This window comes from Caballeronia sp. SL2Y3, from assembly GCF_022879575.1.
Lineage (GTDB): Bacteria > Pseudomonadota > Gammaproteobacteria > Burkholderiales > Burkholderiaceae > Caballeronia.
Window position 1 is genome coordinate 63,073 of record NZ_CP084262.1, and the last position, 15,562, is coordinate 78,634.

The 15,562-nt window shown below is 62.5% G+C and carries 15 protein-coding genes; 8 read left to right on the top strand and 7 right to left on the bottom strand.

Annotated elements, in window-relative coordinates; translation table 11 throughout:
- Positions 1 to 38 precede the first annotated feature (38 nt).
- Complete coding sequence (gene ppk2 / locus LDZ26_RS19315; RefSeq protein WP_370650754.1) at positions 39 to 1,175, top strand: polyphosphate kinase 2; 1,137 nt, start codon at positions 39 to 41, stop codon at positions 1,173 to 1,175.
- Here ppk2 and LDZ26_RS19320 read toward each other — a convergent pair.
- Entirely contained in the window at positions 1,172 to 2,056 is an 885-nt protein-coding gene (locus LDZ26_RS19320; protein ID WP_244850870.1) for a LysR family transcriptional regulator, read from the bottom strand. The genes ppk2 and LDZ26_RS19320 overlap by 4 nt on opposite strands.
- An 81-nt stretch (positions 2,057 to 2,137) precedes the next feature.
- Between LDZ26_RS19320 and LDZ26_RS19325 the strand changes: the two genes are divergently transcribed.
- Complete coding sequence (locus tag LDZ26_RS19325; protein WP_244850871.1) at positions 2,138 to 2,905, top strand: sulfite exporter TauE/SafE family protein; 768 nt, start codon at positions 2,138 to 2,140, stop codon at positions 2,903 to 2,905.
- Between the two features lie 130 nt (positions 2,906 to 3,035).
- On the opposite strand, the gene LDZ26_RS19330 is transcribed toward LDZ26_RS19325, so the two are convergent.
- On the bottom strand, positions 3,036 to 3,551 hold the full coding sequence (locus tag LDZ26_RS19330) for a hypothetical protein (RefSeq protein ID WP_244850872.1): 516 nt from the start codon (positions 3,549 to 3,551) through the stop codon (positions 3,036 to 3,038).
- 180 nt (positions 3,552 to 3,731) lie between these two features.
- Positions 3,732 to 3,935, bottom strand: coding sequence for a cold-shock protein (locus LDZ26_RS19335; protein WP_008347993.1), 204 nt, complete (start codon positions 3,933 to 3,935; stop codon positions 3,732 to 3,734).
- A gap of 355 nt (positions 3,936 to 4,290) precedes the next feature.
- Here LDZ26_RS19335 and LDZ26_RS19340 point away from each other — a divergent pair, with 355 nt between their 5' ends.
- Entirely contained in the window at positions 4,291 to 4,851 is a 561-nt protein-coding gene (locus LDZ26_RS19340) for a M48 family metalloprotease (RefSeq protein ID WP_244850873.1), read from the top strand.
- Between the two features lie 219 nt (positions 4,852 to 5,070).
- Positions 5,071 to 5,355, top strand: a complete 285-nt coding sequence (locus LDZ26_RS19345) for a response regulator (protein ID WP_236572379.1) — start codon at positions 5,071 to 5,073, stop codon at positions 5,353 to 5,355.
- Positions 5,356 to 5,382: 27 nt separating this feature from the next.
- Here the strand turns inward: LDZ26_RS19345 and LDZ26_RS19350 are convergent, their stop codons facing one another.
- From LDZ26_RS19350 to LDZ26_RS19360, 3 genes are all read right to left on the bottom strand, one after another.
- Complete coding sequence (locus LDZ26_RS19350) at positions 5,383 to 5,640, bottom strand: hypothetical protein (protein WP_244850874.1); 258 nt, start codon at positions 5,638 to 5,640, stop codon at positions 5,383 to 5,385.
- A 54-nt stretch (positions 5,641 to 5,694) separates the two neighbouring features.
- Positions 5,695 to 6,930: a glycosyltransferase gene (locus tag LDZ26_RS19355; RefSeq protein ID WP_244850875.1), complete on the bottom strand. Its 1,236-nt coding sequence runs from the start codon at positions 6,928 to 6,930 to the stop codon at positions 5,695 to 5,697.
- 489 nt (positions 6,931 to 7,419) lie between these two features.
- Positions 7,420 to 9,375 carry a methyl-accepting chemotaxis protein gene (locus LDZ26_RS19360; protein WP_244850876.1) on the bottom strand — a complete coding sequence of 652 codons (1,956 nt, stop codon included), beginning with the start codon at positions 9,373 to 9,375 and terminating at the stop codon, positions 7,420 to 7,422.
- A gap of 406 nt (positions 9,376 to 9,781) precedes the next feature.
- Here LDZ26_RS19360 and LDZ26_RS19365 point away from each other — a divergent pair, with 406 nt between their 5' ends.
- Entirely contained in the window at positions 9,782 to 11,071 is a 1,290-nt protein-coding gene (locus LDZ26_RS19365; RefSeq protein WP_244850877.1) for an MFS transporter, read from the top strand.
- 49 nt (positions 11,072 to 11,120) lie between these two features.
- Here LDZ26_RS19365 and LDZ26_RS19370 read toward each other — a convergent pair whose 3' ends face one another.
- The gene (locus LDZ26_RS19370; protein ID WP_244850878.1) at positions 11,121 to 12,128 is read right to left on the bottom strand and encodes a LacI family DNA-binding transcriptional regulator; all 1,008 of its coding nucleotides are present in this window, start codon (positions 12,126 to 12,128) and stop codon (positions 11,121 to 11,123) included.
- Positions 12,129 to 12,309: 181 nt separating this feature from the next.
- Between LDZ26_RS19370 and LDZ26_RS19375 the strand changes: the two genes are divergently transcribed.
- The 3 genes from LDZ26_RS19375 to LDZ26_RS19385 all read left to right on the top strand — a co-directional run bounded on the left by LDZ26_RS19375 (position 12,310) and on the right by LDZ26_RS19385 (position 15,545).
- On the top strand, positions 12,310 to 13,140 hold the full coding sequence (locus LDZ26_RS19375; RefSeq protein ID WP_244850879.1) for an NAD(P)-dependent oxidoreductase: 831 nt from the start codon (positions 12,310 to 12,312) through the stop codon (positions 13,138 to 13,140).
- A complete protein-coding gene (locus tag LDZ26_RS19380; protein ID WP_244850880.1) occupies positions 13,137 to 14,045 on the top strand; it encodes an SMP-30/gluconolactonase/LRE family protein in 909 nt (302 codons plus the stop codon). Before LDZ26_RS19375 ends, LDZ26_RS19380 begins: the two co-directional genes overlap by 4 nt.
- Positions 14,046 to 14,201: 156 nt before the next feature.
- The gene (locus tag LDZ26_RS19385) at positions 14,202 to 15,545 is read left to right on the top strand and encodes an MFS transporter (protein ID WP_244850881.1); all 1,344 of its coding nucleotides are present in this window, start codon (positions 14,202 to 14,204) and stop codon (positions 15,543 to 15,545) included.
- The last annotated feature ends 17 nt before the right edge of the window (positions 15,546 to 15,562 follow it).

A 15,562-nucleotide genomic window follows, 5' to 3' on the forward strand; every position in this document is an offset into this window, starting at 1 on the left:
GACACGGCTAGCGTACGCGCTGCCGCATACGCCGCGGCATTAGGGAGAAAAGGACTTTGAAAAACGCAAGACCAACCGGGACCCCCGCACGCCCGACTTCTCGACGCAACCCGCAGGAACAGGACAGCGACGTGAGCGTTGCCGAAGCGTCCGAGGCCATCTTCAGGCAGGAAACGCAGGACGCAGTGGATGCGGCCAATGAACTCATCACGAGCGGCATGGCGGACGTGCTCGCATCTGCCGCGTCGAACAGCGAAAGCACCGAAACGCGCATCGACACGCTGAAGGCCATCATAGGCGGCCTCTCTCCGGACGAAGCGGCCACCTTGCGCGCCTATCTCTTCGAGGCCACATCGCTCGTGGGAGCGCCGGCATCGCGCAGGCAGCGTCAGGACGAAGAACTGTCGGCCGGCTGGCGTCACGGAGAATATCCGTACAAGCATCTGATGTCGCGGCAGGCGTACGAGAAGCAGAAGTACCGGCTGCAGGTCGAATTGCTGAAGCTGCAGGCGTGGGTGAAAGAGACGGGTCAACGCGTCGTGATCCTGTTCGAAGGGCGCGATGCCGCAGGCAAAGGCGGCGCCATCAAGCGCTTCATGGAGCATCTGAATCCGCGCGGCGCGCGCGTGGTGGCGCTCGAAAAGCCTTCGGAACGCGAACGAGGCCAATGGTATTTCCAGCGTTACGTCGAACACCTTCCCACTGCCGGCGAGATCGTGCTGTTCGACCGCTCGTGGTACAACCGCGCGGGCGTCGAGCGCGTGATGGGCTTCTGCACGAATCAGGAGTACGACGCGTTCATGCAGCAGGTGCCGGCGTTCGAGCGGCACCTCACGCAAAGCGGCGTGCATATCATCAAGTTCTGGTTTTCCGTGAGCCGCGCGGAGCAGCGCCGCCGTTTCAAGGAACGTGAAGTGCATCCGCTCAAGCAATGGAAGCTCAGTCCCGTGGACCTCGCTTCACTCGACAAGTGGGACGACTACACCGCGGCGAAGGAAGCCATGTTCGCGCACACCGATACCGCCGATACGCCGTGGACCGTCGTGCGCTCCGATTGCAAGAAGCGCGCGCGCCTCAATGCCATGCGCTATGTGCTGCATCGGCTGCCGTATGCGAATCGCGATATCGGGACGATCGGTCCGGTCGATCCGCTGATCGTCGGGCGGGCGTTCTAGGCCGCAGCCTCGATCAGTTGATGCGCGAGCAGACTCGCATGAGGCGTCAGCGCATCGAAAGCGCGGGCGCAAAGCAGCAGGCGGCGCGCGGCCCACGGCTCCGATAGCGGCACGATCGCGAGACCGGGCCGCCGCAGCGCCTGCGCCGACACATCCGAAAGAATGGCGATTCCGATGCCCGCTTCGACCAGCATGCCCACGTTGTCGAGACTGCGCATGTGAATGCGGTAGTCCAGTTGCTTGCCGAGCCGCGACGCGCGTTCGGCCAAGTGCATCTCCAGCGCGGCATCCGCGAGTCCGACGTACGCTTCGCTCACGATATCCGCGAACGAAGCGGCGGATTGCTGCGCCACGCGGTGCGTGCGGTGCGCGACCACGACAAGCTGATCCTGCGCGATCACATGCGTTTGCAGGCTGGCAAGGTCGGTGATATCGGCCACGATGCCCAGGTCCGCGCGGCCTTCGGCGAGTGCCTGCACGATATCGACACTCGGCCGTTCGTCCAGATCGATCGAAAGATCGGGATGCGCCGCGAGAAAGCGCGCGAGTTGCATCGGCAAGAAGGCGGCGAGGGCAGCCGTATTGGACAGCAGTTTGATGCGGCCTTTCAGACCGGTCGCGTAATGACGCAGCTCGCCCTTCATCTGTTCGACCTGAGCCAGAATCATGCGTGCATGCCGCACGAACGCTTCGCCCGCGGCGGTCGCGTGTACGCCCCGGCGATTGCGTTCGAGAAGCGGTGCGCCGAGCGCCGCTTCCGTGCCCGCGATGCGTTCACTCGCCGATGCCAGCGCAAGATGCATGGCCTGCGCGCCCGCCGTGATGCTGCCGCGCTCCAGCACGGTCAGAAAAAGCCGCATGTCGGTGAGATCGAAGCGCATGCCGTGCCTTCGGTCGCGCCGAAGCCTCGCATTGGAATTGCCAGATTGTAAGCGCGCAGGCTGCCCGCTACGATCTGCCGCATGGAACCTCTTATCGTTGTGACAGGCGCGGGTTTCCTCGCGGGCGCGATGAACGCGCTCGCGGGCGGCGGCTCGTTCGTGAGCCTGCCCGCGCTCATTGCAGCGGGTTTGCCCCCGGTTCAGGCGAACGCTTCGTCGACCGTGGCGCTCTTTCCCGGCGGCGTGGTCAGCGCGTGGGCGTACCGCGACGGCTTGAGTCCGGTCGGCCCGGTGTCGCTGCGCGCGATGCTCTTCATCACCGTGATCGGCGGGTTGATCGGCGCGGCGCTGTTGCTGCGCACGTCGTCATCCACGTTCTCGTTCCTGTTGCCGTGGCTCATGCTCTGCGCGAGTCTCGCGCTCGCATTCGGCCGCACGCTGGGCGAAGCCTTGCGGCGACGGTGGCGCATCGGCGCGCCGTCGGTCCTCGCGATTCAGCTGGCGCTCGGCGTCTATGGCGGCTACTTCGGCGGGGCGGTCGGCATCATGATGATGGCCGTCTGGGGCTTGCTCGACGCGCGCGATCTCAAGAGCCTGAACGCGCCGCGTACGTTGCTCGTCAGCGCAGCGAACTCGGTCGCGGTGGTGACGTTCGCGCTGGCGCATGCGGTACGCTGGCCCGAGACCGGCGCGATGCTCGTCGCGGCCATCGCGGGCGGATACAGCGGCGCGCAGTTGGGACGCCGCGCGCCGCCTGGCGCGATCCGGGCCGGCACGCTGCTTCTGAGCGCAGGCATCACCATCGCGTTCTTCGTGCGAACGTATGGGCCGATGCTTCCGCATCGATGAAACATCATGATCGCCGCTCTGTTGGAAACGATTGGCGCGTTATCCGTGCTCGCGAGCGTGGCGGCGAAGATCGCATGGGCCCGCGACCATGCCGATGCAACGCCGCACGGGGATCAGCCGAGCGGGCCGCTCATTGAAGCGGACTTGCATAAGGCGGCAAGCCAAGCGCCTTCGCCGCCGATTCATACGCGCGGACGAAACGCGGGTCGTCGGCCGCTTCGCGCGCCATCCACGCGCCCAGCTCTTCGCTGCAAGCGGCCTGCGCGATGGAATCGAAACAGGCCGACTTCTCGGACATCATGCTCGCCGCCCAATAAAAGCCGAAGAGCGTTCTCTTTTCGGCAGGAGCCATACGGATCGCGTCGGGATCGACACCGGAAAACCAGCGCGCGAGCTTCATCTTGAGCGTGGCATCTGTCTCGTGAGGGTCGTAGGAAAAAAGATATCCGCCGCCTGATTGAGCCGTGTGAAAGTCGTCCATCACGACCGCGCTGACAAAACGCGCTGCCCGCGCGTTTAATGCAAACGATTGCGCGTGTGCGTTAGCGAACACACACCAGAGCATGATGAGCAACACATGGGCGGTGTACCGTGGCCAGACACGGCGCTTTTCTAGGCTGCTTCGCGGATTCACGCCAATGAACATCCAGGAATGTCGCTGCTTTGGATCGCAGCTTTGTATGCGATGCGTGAATTCTACTGACTTATTGCCTTTGCCGCGACGCGGATAAGGCGGCCTCATCGCCTTGGAGAAAGAATCTACAGTGCAAAAAACAAACGGCCCCGAAGGGCCGTTGTGCGCCGAGGCAGCCTGCTGATCAGTGACTTACAGCGGCTGGATCGTCGAAGCCTGCTTGCCCTTGGGGCCTTGCTTGACTTCGAAGCTCACCTTCTGGTTTTCCTGAAGCGACTTGAAACCCTTGGACTGGATTTCGGAGAAATGTGCAAACAGGTCCTCACCGCCGTCGTCCGGCGTAATGAAACCAAAACCCTTTGCATCGTTAAACCACTTGACGGTACCTGTTGCCATTTTTCCAACCCTAAGAGACGAATTTCGTTGAAGATGCGCTCGTGATGTCGAGCGAATACATTTTTACCATGACTCGGGATTTTGGTCCAATACGCGTTTTTGCTAAGCATGTGTACTTGCGCACGTCACAATAAACAAAATTACTTGGCCTCTCTCAGACGTCGGTTTAATTTGCCGCTTTTACTGAGCGAGGCATGATATGAGTCGATTGCATCGCGAGGTGGCAGGGTCGCAAGCACGTTGACGGCATAGCGCTCAAAATGACTGACACGCCGCCATCTTCTACGAAGAACTCGATGTCAGCATAAAGAGCGACTCACCGGCGAGCGATAGCCCAGTGGACTGACGTGGCGACATGGACAAGACGGAACAACTCGCATCGCGGCTCGTCGCGCATTACGCGCAGGCGTTGAGCATCGCGACGCCTGGTGTCCGGTTCGTGGAGACGTCGTGCGGGCCGTGCTATGACGCCTTGTTCAATCGCATCGAAATCGATTCGCGCACGCTCGCGTTGCCCGAGCCTGCGCTTCGTCTCGTTCTTGCGCACGAAGTCGCGCATGCGACTCAGCGCCCCGCGTTGCTCGCAGACTTCGTGCTGACCCTGCTCGGCGTGAGCTTGATCTTTGCGGTCCCATGCGCCCTGTTCGCGTCGTTGCCGGACGCGGAGCTGTGGCGTGTGTCCGTTCCGGGTGCATGCTTCGCACTCGTTCTGTTCGCGTCACGTAGGGCATGGCGCACACATGCCGACGCGCGGGCGGCGCGATTCGAACTCGACGCGGATGCAAAGGCCATGCGCCTTTGCGGCTCGCAAACGACGCTCGACGCGTTGGACTCGATGGTCGCGCACGGCTATCTCGATGCCACCCGGCATCGCGCGCTGAAGCATCAGCTTATCGTGCGCCGGGAAATTCACTAGAGCATTAGCAGGGCGCTCGGTCACTGGCCTCAATAAGGCAATCCGACTTTCGCGACCTCACTGCACGGCCAAAAGAATGGCTCGGTTTTTGCGTGCGTCTATTGCCTGACGCATCGGCCTCAAGCGCGACGCGAGCCCACGCCTTCCGGATGACCGACCATGTATGTCCTGTTTGTAGAAGATGACGCCCGTCTTTGCGATGCATTCAGAGACCTCGCCGTGTCTCTCGGACACGTTGCGCATGTCGCGTATGACGGTCATCAGGCGATGCTGCTCGCAGCCGAAAACCGCTACGACACGATCTTTATCGACATCGGCTTGCCGGATGTCGATGGCCGCGACCTGTGCCGGCGATTGCGGGCGGCAGGACCGAGCCAGCTTGCATGCGTCGTGGCGGTCACCGGCGACGACCGCCACAGGAACGAACTGCACGAGCATTTCGACGGCTATTTCCTGAAGCCTTTTACCGCCGATGGTTTTCGCGCCGTGCTCGACGCCTGCTGAACGCCAAACACGCTGACGTTCAAACGCTCAAACGTCCAGATCGTCGGCGGCCTTGCGCTCGCGGCGCTCTTCGTTCGCGCGGCGAGCGCGCAGGCGCTGTCGCGACAACTGGGCGATGACTTCGCCCGTCGACGCGCCGGCTGGGATCTCGTTGCGTATCACTTTGGGAACCATGGGCAAGCCCATGCGCTGCCTGCGCAGCGCAAGCGCGATGGCGGTGCGGCATGTTTGTCCGTGACAGTCCCATTCGTCGCGGATTCTTTCGCAATAGGGGCACTTTTCCATGCATGCAGTTTACTGCGAAACGCGGGACGCTCGCCCGCGCTCCCTCGTGCGGCTTTAGACGCGTGAGCGTTCGGTCATGCCCAGCCGCTCTCTCCTGAGCGGCCGCCGCTCCCGTTGATGACGATCGAGGCTGCGCCTCAGCACCTTCTTCACGAGCGACTTCAGAAAGTGAATGGACCGGTCGGTGCGCACATTGAGGTCGAAAGGCTTGAGTTCGACGACTGTACGTCCGTTGCGCTCGGCAAGTCTTGCGCGCGTGTTGCGGTGGTCGGCGGCCATGTCGGACAGGATTTCCGAAGCCTCGCGAAACGATGCTCGATCGACTCGCGCGCAAACGTGGCAGGCGCGCTGAAAGACTTTATCGAAGACGGCGAGCCAGAAGTCGTCCATCTCGCCGCCGTCGCAGCGCGCGAGCGCCTCTACGCCGTTCACCTGCAGATCGCGCATATCGTGCAGCGTGGCTTTCTGCGTGATGCTGCCGAACCGTCTGCGATAGCCGATCAGCGGCTCTGCAATGCGATAGATGCGATTCGCGAGCAGATACAAGGACGGCATGAGCGCCATGTCTTCGTAATGGCGGCCCACAGGAAACTGCGTGGTCTTGAAGAGTTCCGTGCGATACACGCGCGCCCAGACGAAAGTGTGGAACGTATCGGCGAAATGCAGTCGCGCATGACGATCCACCGGATGATCGCCGCCCTCCGCTTCGCTCACGAGAACGAGCTCGTCCAACTGGCGCCCCTCGTCGTCGATGATGCTCACGTTGTACTCGATCATGTCGTATTTACCTTCGGCGAGGCGCGGCATGATGGCCTCGGTGAATCCTTTCAGGTAAATGTCGTCGCCATCCAGGAAGCCGACGTATGGGGTCGTCACCGCGGCAAGACCCAGATTGCGGGCGGCGCTGACGCCGGCGTTCTCCTGCCGGACGAGTTGAATATGCGCGCCGCCGTCGCGTTCGATCATCAGTTGGACTGCGGAATTGGTCTCGTCATGGGACCCGTCGTCGACGACGATGATGCGCATCGCGTCGATGTGTGGCTGGCTCAGTAGCGACTCGAGCGCTTCTTCGATGTACCCCTCGACGTTATAGGCTGCAACCACGATGGTGAGCAGCGGACTTGTGTCTGACACAGGGTCACGCTCGAAAGACATAGGGACGCTCCGTCTAAATCGGGTTGAAGGAAGCGGCGCCGCGATGGCGACGCCGTGGCGCGAAACGCCGCGCTCCCCGGACGAATCTTGTGGTCGATCGCATCGCACACCTCGGCGTGGCATGCCGCCCGACAAGCGGCACGTTGCCGGTTGCGATGTCTAGTTATAGATGCTGGCAGACCCGGTCGCATGTCGAAAGACAGTGGACGAGCCAGTGGATGCCTTATACACCGAAGCGCATGCCCCGATGTGATGCACATCTTGTCAACCGCGCCACGCAATAGAGCATCTTCGCTGCGGTGGGTTCCCCGAATGAGCCTGAGAATCACGCCGATGCGTCTATTCACGGGCTTCTTGCATCCTAGCCGTTTAAAAGGAAGGATGGGTGGTCGTCGTTTAAATACTATGTCGCCTTGCGCAGGTCAAGCTCGTGCTGCTTATCAAGCGACGAAGATAGAGCAAGGACAGTGCCACGTTGCATGGCGGCGAGGCTGCGCACTGGCGTGCAGAGACGTATGTTGGCGGATAAGGCAGCCTCACGCGCCACTTATACAGCAGCGAAGTCGAACGGACCGCAAGCGATCCGTTAGCCGCTTGCGGCGAGGCGTTCAAGTCACGCGTACGTCACACGCGAAACATGCTGACTGCGTGTGCCAGCCGCTCGGCCTGATCGCGCAGCTCGGCGGTCGAATGTTCTGCTTCGCCAACGAGCGACGCGTTCTGCTGCGTCGCTTCGCCGATCTGCATCACGGCCATGTTCACCTGCTCGATGCCGCAAGCCTGCTCGCGTGAGGCGACACCGATCTCGCCGACGATTGCGTTCACGCGCGCGACGTGATCGACAATGCCGCGCATGGTGCCGCTTGCTTCCTCCGCTATCTTGAAGCCGTGCGACACCTTGTTCGCGGACTCCGAGATCAACGCATCGATTTCCTTGACCGCGCCAGCACTGCGCTGGGCGAGCGCCCGCACTTCCGATGCGACGACCGCGAAACCCTTTCCATGTTCGCCGGCACGCGCCGCCTCGACGGCCGCGTTGAGCGCGAGGATATTCGTCTGGAATGCGATGCCCTCGATCGTCGCGGTGATGTCAGCGATGCGCCGAGCGGATGCGTCGATCTCGCTCATCGTCTCGACGACGCGCGCCACGGCTTCGCCGCCCGCGCGTGCCGCGTCCGATGCCGATGCCACCAGCGTGCCCGCTTGCTCGGTGTTCGCTGCGTTTTGCTGAACGGTCGATGTGATCTGTTCCATGCTCGCCGCGGTCTCCTCGACGCTCGATGCCTGCGTCGCGATACGCATGGCGATGTCGCTGCTGCCGGACGCGATGCGCGCGGTGCCGTCCGTCATATCGGCGGATGCGCTTCGCACCTGCGCGACGATGCCGGCGAGCCCTTGCGAGACGCCGTCGATCGCGCGCATCAGACGCCCGATGTCGTCCTGGCGCGCCGTGTCGATGCGCACGGTCAGATCGCCCGCCGCGATGCGTTCGGAGGCGCGCGTCACTTCGTCGATAGGAGCGCCAACGAGCTTGGAGACGGCATACAGCAGCGCGCCGACGAGCGCGGCGATGACGACGAGGCCGAGCAAAAGGAAGCGATTGCGGCTTGCGTGAATGCCGGCGAGCAATTCATCGCGATATGCGATGCCGCCGATCATCCAGTTCCATTCGGGCACCGTTGTAAAGACGATCTCCTTTGCGCCGCCGTGGACATGCGCGTCGGCGCCGGCGATGTCGGCGCCATCGAACGCGAGCAGGCCTTCGCGCGTATCGAGCATGTGCGCGAACGGTGCAACGCGCTCGTCCGCCGCCTGCCCCTCGTTGCCGGGATGCACGAGCAGCTTGCCGCGGTTCGGCCCGTTCGACGCATCGACGACGAAGTGATAGCCGCTCTCGCCAACCGTCAACTTGCGGATGTCGTTCTGAAGCGCGGCCATTTCCGCCGTCACGTCGACGCCCACGAACAGCGCGCCGATCACGCGGCCTGCGGCATCTTTCACGGGCTTGTATTCGGTGATGTATTGCTTGCCGAAGAGCGCAGCCATGCCGATATAGCTTTTCCCTGCGAGCACCGGACCGTACGCGGGGCCTTTGCGGTCGAGCATCGTGCCCACGGCACGCGACCCGTCCTGCTTTTTGAGCGACGTGGTGACGCGCACGAAGTCGTCCCCGGTGCGCGCGAAGATGGTCGAGATCGCGCCGCTTTCTTCCAGAAACGCATCCGGAATGGAAAAGTCGCCGTTCAGGGGCTTATCGCCCGCGCTGAGGCGAGGCGTCGCTGCCCCGGCGACATCGACGGTTTGCGTGCCGTCGAGTGCGAAATCGTTAGGCAGGCGATGCGAGAACATGGTCATGAAGCGCGCGACTTCGGCGCTCACTGCCGTGTCGTACAGACGGATCATCGTCACTATCGAACGATTGTCGCTTTCCACGCGGGCGAGCGCATGAGCGTCGACTTGCTCGCCCGCGGAGCGCGTGACGGCAAGCGTGAAAGAGGCGACGACGATGGCGGCGAGCGTGCATGCGAGAACCGCGAACTTTGTCCCGGCATTCATGCGGGCGAGACGTTGAAAGAGCATAAGTACTTAAATCTTGGGAAGGTGTCCGGTATCTATCGGCAAAAAGTGGACGCAGCTTTAGTCGATCGGCCCTTTTTCCGTCTCGAGGTCTTCGCTTCGCACTGTCGGCCGTAATGGTCGCCGGCATTCTGTGTGCGGCATTCCGCACGCAAAATGCCACGGAGCCGCACTTGCTAGAAAACGATTAACGCTGCCGGCTCGCGCGGCATCACGTGGAACGACCCGTCGGCTCCGTTAGGGTAAGTCCCGGGGTAGGCGTCTTCGTGCAAATCGCTATATCCTTCGAAAAACGTTTTCCAAGAAAAGCGCAGCGCGGCTCTTTTAGCTCGACGCATGCAAACGGCGCCCGTCGCCTTCACAAACTGACACGCGGCACGACGAGCGCCGCCGCGTACCGGAGACATTCATGCAAACAGCCGTCGTCGGCCTCGCACGCACCGCCAGCAGGTATCGGTGGACCGTGTGTGCGTTGCTCTTCTTTGCGACCGTCATCAACTACATGGACCGGCAGATCCTGGGTCTGCTCGCGCCCCTGCTTCAGCATGACATCGGCTGGACGCAGATCCAGTACGGGCGCATCGTCATCGCGTTTTCGGCGTTCTATGCGGTCGGGCTGTTGTGCTTCGGGCGTATCGTCGACTGGCTCGGCACCCGGCTGTCGTACGCACTGGCGATGTTCGTCTGGAGCCTGGCCGCGATGCTGCATGCGGCGGTCGGTTCGGTGATGGGATTCGCGATGGTTCGCGCGCTGCTCGGCATCGGCGAGGGCGGCAACTTCCCGGCTGCGATCAAGACGACGGCGGAATGGTTTCCGCGCCACGAGCGCGCGCTCGCCACTGGTATTTTTAATTCAGGCGCGAATATCGGCGCGGTGTTCGCGCCCGCCATCATTCCGGCGCTCGCCGTGGCGCTGGGCTGGCGCGCGGCGTTCGTGATCGTCGGCGCAATCGGCCTCGTATGGCTCGTGGTCTGGTTCTTCATGTATCGCCAGCCCGACAGCCGCACGCACGGCGACGACCTTTCGCACGAAAAGGACGAAGCGGAAGCTGCCGACGCCGGCCATGCCAAGGCGGGCGCGCCGGGCTTCAAGGTGCTGATCCGCAAGCGCGAAACGTGGGCCTTCCTCATCGGCAAGTTCCTGACCGACCCGGTGTGGTGGTTCTACCTGTTCTGGCTGCCGAAGTGGCTCAACGAATCGCGCGGCATGGACATGCAGCACATCGGCCTGCCGCTCGTCGTGATCTATGCGATCACCACGGTGGGCAGTATCGGCGGCGGCTGGATTTCGTCGGCGCTGCTGCGCGCGGGCTGGAGTGTGAATGCAGCACGCAAAACCGCGATGTTGATCTGTGCATGCTGCGTACTGCCGATTGCATTCGTTTCGCAGGTCCACGATCTGTGGCTCGCCGTGGCGATCGTCGGTCTCGCGGCGGCGGCGCATCAGGGATGGTCGGCGAATCTCTTCACGACGGCTTCGGACTTGTTCCCGCGTCGTGCGGTGGGCGCCGTGGTCGGCATCGGCGGAATGGCAGGGTCGATCGGCGGCGTGCTGTTCTCGGAAGTGATCGGCCAGGTTCTGCAACGTACCGGCCAGTACTGGGCGCTCTTTGCGATCGGCGCGCTGGCTTACCTCGTCGCGTTCGGCGTCATGCATGTGCTGACGCCGAAAATGGCGCCCGCCAAACTCGACGCCTGAGCGCATCTTGCGACGCATCGTGAACGACATCGACACGATGCGTCGCGCGTCACTCGGTCGTCATGGCCGCGGCCGGAGCCGTCGATTCACGCACGATCAAGCGCGGCTCGAACATGGAATTGCCGGGGTCCGGATGGCCGGCGAGCGCGTCGATCAGCTTCTGCATCGCGAGTTCGCCCATCTTCTCGCTCTGTATATCGACGGTGGTGAGTCCGGGCGCGGCGTATGCGCCGTAGGGCACGTTGTCGATGCCCGTGACAGAGACGTCCTGAGGCACGCGAATGCCGAGCGTCGCGGCTTCCTTCATGAAGCCGAGCGCGATCAGGTCGTTGTAGCAGATCACCGCTTGGGGACGCTTCGGTCCGAGCATGACGCGCGAGCACGCATGTTCGCCGGCAAGCGAGGTCGGAGCATGCGCATCATATACGTCGAGTTCGAGCCCTGCATCTTGAAGACATTCGCGCACGCCGCGAATCCGTTCATCGTTGATGCGCGCCTGACCGAAGCCAAGGTATGCAATATGCCGATGCCCGAGATTCAGCAGATGCCGCGCGAGCATGTGCGAGGCGAGGCGGTTGTCGATTCCGACGCTCGGAATGGGCAGGGCCTCGGCATTGCGCAGAAGCACGACCGGCTTGTCGAGATCGAGCATCCAGCGCGCGTCTTCGTCGGAGAGGCGCGAGCTGACGATCAGGCCATCCACGCGCTGCGCCAACGCCTCGATGAGCGGACGCTCGCGCGCCTGACTTTCGTCGATATCGACGAGCAGCAGCGTGTAGTCGTGTCTCAGCGCAATGCGATTCGCGCCTTTGACCACGTTAGTGAAGTGCGGATTGCTGATGTCGAGGATCGTCAGACCGATGGTGCGCGTGCGACCCGTGATCATCGAGCGCGCGAGCGGGTTGGACCTGTAGCCGAGCGAGTCGATTGCGGCTTTGAGCCGCGCTTCCACGGGCGCGGAAAACCGCTGCGCGCCATTCATGTATTTGGATACCGTCGCGACCGACACGCCCGCTGCGGCGGCAACATCGCGAATGGTCGGAGAGGTCTTCTTCATGGCGGGTAACGTTTTCGCGCGTTTTTCCAAGTTTCCGGATTGTCGCAGAAAAGTGGAACGTAGAATGGTGTTTTGAATACCGCATACAACACGCCGGCTGAGCGGGGACGTGCGTTCGCCCAAGCCGACAGAGCCGAAAAACGTTTTACCGCATCGCATTCAATCTAGTAGAGGAGTTTCGATGGACAACACCAACGTAACGGGGAAACCCTTCAGGCGCCTGCTGCTGACCGGGGCGGCCGGCAATCTCGGCCGTCAGGTGCGCGGCGCGCTTGCACAGTGGGCCGACGTCGTGCGCGCATCCGATATCGCCCCGCTCGACGATGCCGCGGCGCATGAAGAAGTCAGCTCGGTCGATCTCGCGGACCGCGACGCGGTCATGCGCCTGGTGGAAGGCGTGGATGCGATCGTGCATCTTGGCGGCATATCGGTGGAAGCGCCTTTCGACGACCTGATCGAAGCGAACATTCGCGGCACGTACAACATCTATGAGGCGGCGCGCCGTCATGGCGTGAAGCGCGTCGTATTCGCGAGCTCGAATCACGCGATCGGCTTCCATCCGGTGACCGAAGTGCTCGACGCCGACGCGCCGCAGCGCCCCGACAGCCTCTATGGCGTGACGAAGTGCTTCGGCGAGTCGCTTTCGCGTTATTACTTCGACCGCTTCGGCATCGAGACGGTGTGCCTGCGCATCGGCTCTTCGTTCGAAGAACCCAAGAATCCGCGCATGCTGGTCACCTACCTTAGTTACCGGGATTTCATCGAACTGGTGCGCTGTTCGCTGTTCACCAATCGCGTCGGACACACGGTCGTGTATGGCGCATCCAACAATCCGGTGAAGTGGTGGGACAACACGAAGGCGGCTTTCCTCGGGTTCAATCCGCAAGACAGCTCCGCCGAATTCAACGACCGGTTCCCGGTCACCGCGCCGACGGCCGAGCGTGACGATCCCGCGCAGCAGTTTCAGGGCGGCGCGTTCGTTCTCGGCGAGCCGATGGAGCGAAGCCAATGAGCGGTGCGCCGCGCGTCGAGCGGCTGGAGGCGGCCGGGCGCGCGACGGTCGGGGAGTGTCCTGTCTGGCATGCAAAAGACAGCGCGTTGTATTTTGTAGACATCCCCGACCGGCGCATCGTGCAGCTGCAGGTCGATAGCGGGCGGCGCGCCGACTGGACGCTTCCCGAGCAGATTGCGTGTTTTGCATTCAATGCCGCGGGCGCGATCGTCGCCGGCATGGAAAGCGGGCTGCACGCGTTGACGCTGGAGAATGCAGGGGAAGCGCGGGTTACCCGGCTTGCTGCGCCCCATTTCGACGCGCCCGGCATGCGCTTCAACGATGGGCGCTGCGACCGGCAAGGGCGTTTCTGGGCGGGCACGATGGTGCAGGATATGTCGCTTGCCAGCCCGGCGGGCGCGCTGTATCGCTATGGCGCAGACGGCGTGCTGTCCGAGCCGGTCGTCGAGGGTCTCATCACGCAGAACGGGCTCGCGTTTTCGCCGGACGGCGCGACGATGTACCTGTCCGACTCGCACCCGACGCGGCGCCTGATCTGGGCCTTCGATTACGACGTGGCGACAGGCACGCCGCATCATCGCCGCGTGTTCGCCGATCTGCACCACCATGCGGGGCGTCCGGACGGCGCCGCTGTTGATGCGGACGGCTGTTACTGGACTTGCGCCAACGATGCGGGCCGCCTGCTGCGCTTCACCCCGGAGGGCAAGCTCGACCGATCGATCGCCTTGCCCGCTGTCAAGCCGGCGATGTGCGCGTTCGGCGGGCGCGATCTCTCGACGCTCTACGTGACGTCGATTCGTCCCGCCGTCAACGCGACCGACGACGACGGCTGCGTCTTCGCTTTGCGCCCCGGTGTGCAAGGATTACCGGAACCGGAGTACGCCGGTATGTTACCGGTCGCATAAATGCCATGAAAAGACGGTGATCGACCCCGCGAAGTGGGCGACTCCCTCTCTCAGTACAGGCTAAACACCAGTTCTGTACTGCCTTCGTAAAGAGTAGGCTGGCAAGTCGTAACTTAAATCAACGACCTGCCGCTTGCACATTCGGAGGAGATATTGATGGACCTTGAAACTCGCACCATGAAGCACGTGATGGTACGGCTCGTTCCGTTCCTGATCGTGTGTTACTTCATCGCCTATCTGGATCGCGTCAATGTCGGCTTTGCTGCATTGCAGATGAACAAGGCGCTCGGCTTCTCTGCGAAAGAATTCGGCTTCGGCGCGGGCATCTTCTTCATCGCGTACTTCTTTTTCGAAGTGCCGTCCAATCTCTTGCTCGAACGCTTCGGCGCGCGGCGGTGGATCGCCCGCATCATGTTCACATGGGGCATTCTGGCGGCGGCGATGGCCTATATCCCGCACATCGCGCAAGCGACCGGCTTGTCCAATGCGTACGTGTTTTACGGCCTGCGTATTCTGCTGGGCATCGCCGAGGCGGGGTTCTTCCCGGGCATCATCTTCCTGCTCACGCTCTGGTTCCCCGCGAAATATCGCGGACGCGTGGTGGGATACTTCATGGCTGCGATCCCGCTTTCCACGGTAATCGGCGGACCGATCTCCGGTGCGCTTCTGCAACTCGACGGCATCAATGGCATGGCGGGCTGGCAGTGGCTCTATCTGATCGAGGCCTTGCCCGCGCTGCTCCTCGCGTTCGTCGTGTACTTCTATCTGACGGACAGGCCTGCGGACGCGCACTGGCTCGCCGATGACGAGCGCCAGTGGCTCGTGGACCGCCAGGCGCACGAGCGCGCGCATCGTGAGGCGGTGCATTCGTTCAGCGTCAAAGAGGCGCTCTTCAACCGTCGAGTGCTGGCCATTGCGTTGATCTATTTCGGCGCCAATTCAACCAACTATGGCTTGAGCTTCTTCCTGCCGCAAATCGTCAAGGCATTCGGCCTGAGCAACGTACAAACTGGCTTCGTGACATCGCTGCCGTATGTAGTCGGCGTGATCAGCATGGTGCTGTGGGGACGTCATTCGGACCGCAAGCTCGAAAGACGCTGGCACGTGGCTATCGCGCTCATGGTCGCGGCGGGCGGGATCGCAGCGTCGGCTGGCCTCGATAATCCGGTGCTGAAGATGATTGCGCTGTCGATCGCCGGCTTCGGCATCTTCGGCTGCCTGCCGGTGATCTGGACCTTGCCTGCCGCGTTTCTTTCCGGCGCGGCGGCTGCGGGCGGTATCGCGGCGATCAACTCGCTCGGCAATCTGGCGGGCTTCTTCGGTCCGTATGTGATGGGCTGGATCAAGGACAGCACGGGCGGCTTCGGCGCGGGACTGCTGTGTCTGTCGGGGGCGGGGCTGATCGGCGTGGCGGCGGTGTTGCTGCTGCATCATGATACGGCGCTCGAAACCATATCCGGCCCGCAGGATATGGAAGAAGGGGAACCGGTGAGGTCCTGATTCAGATCCGTTTCTAA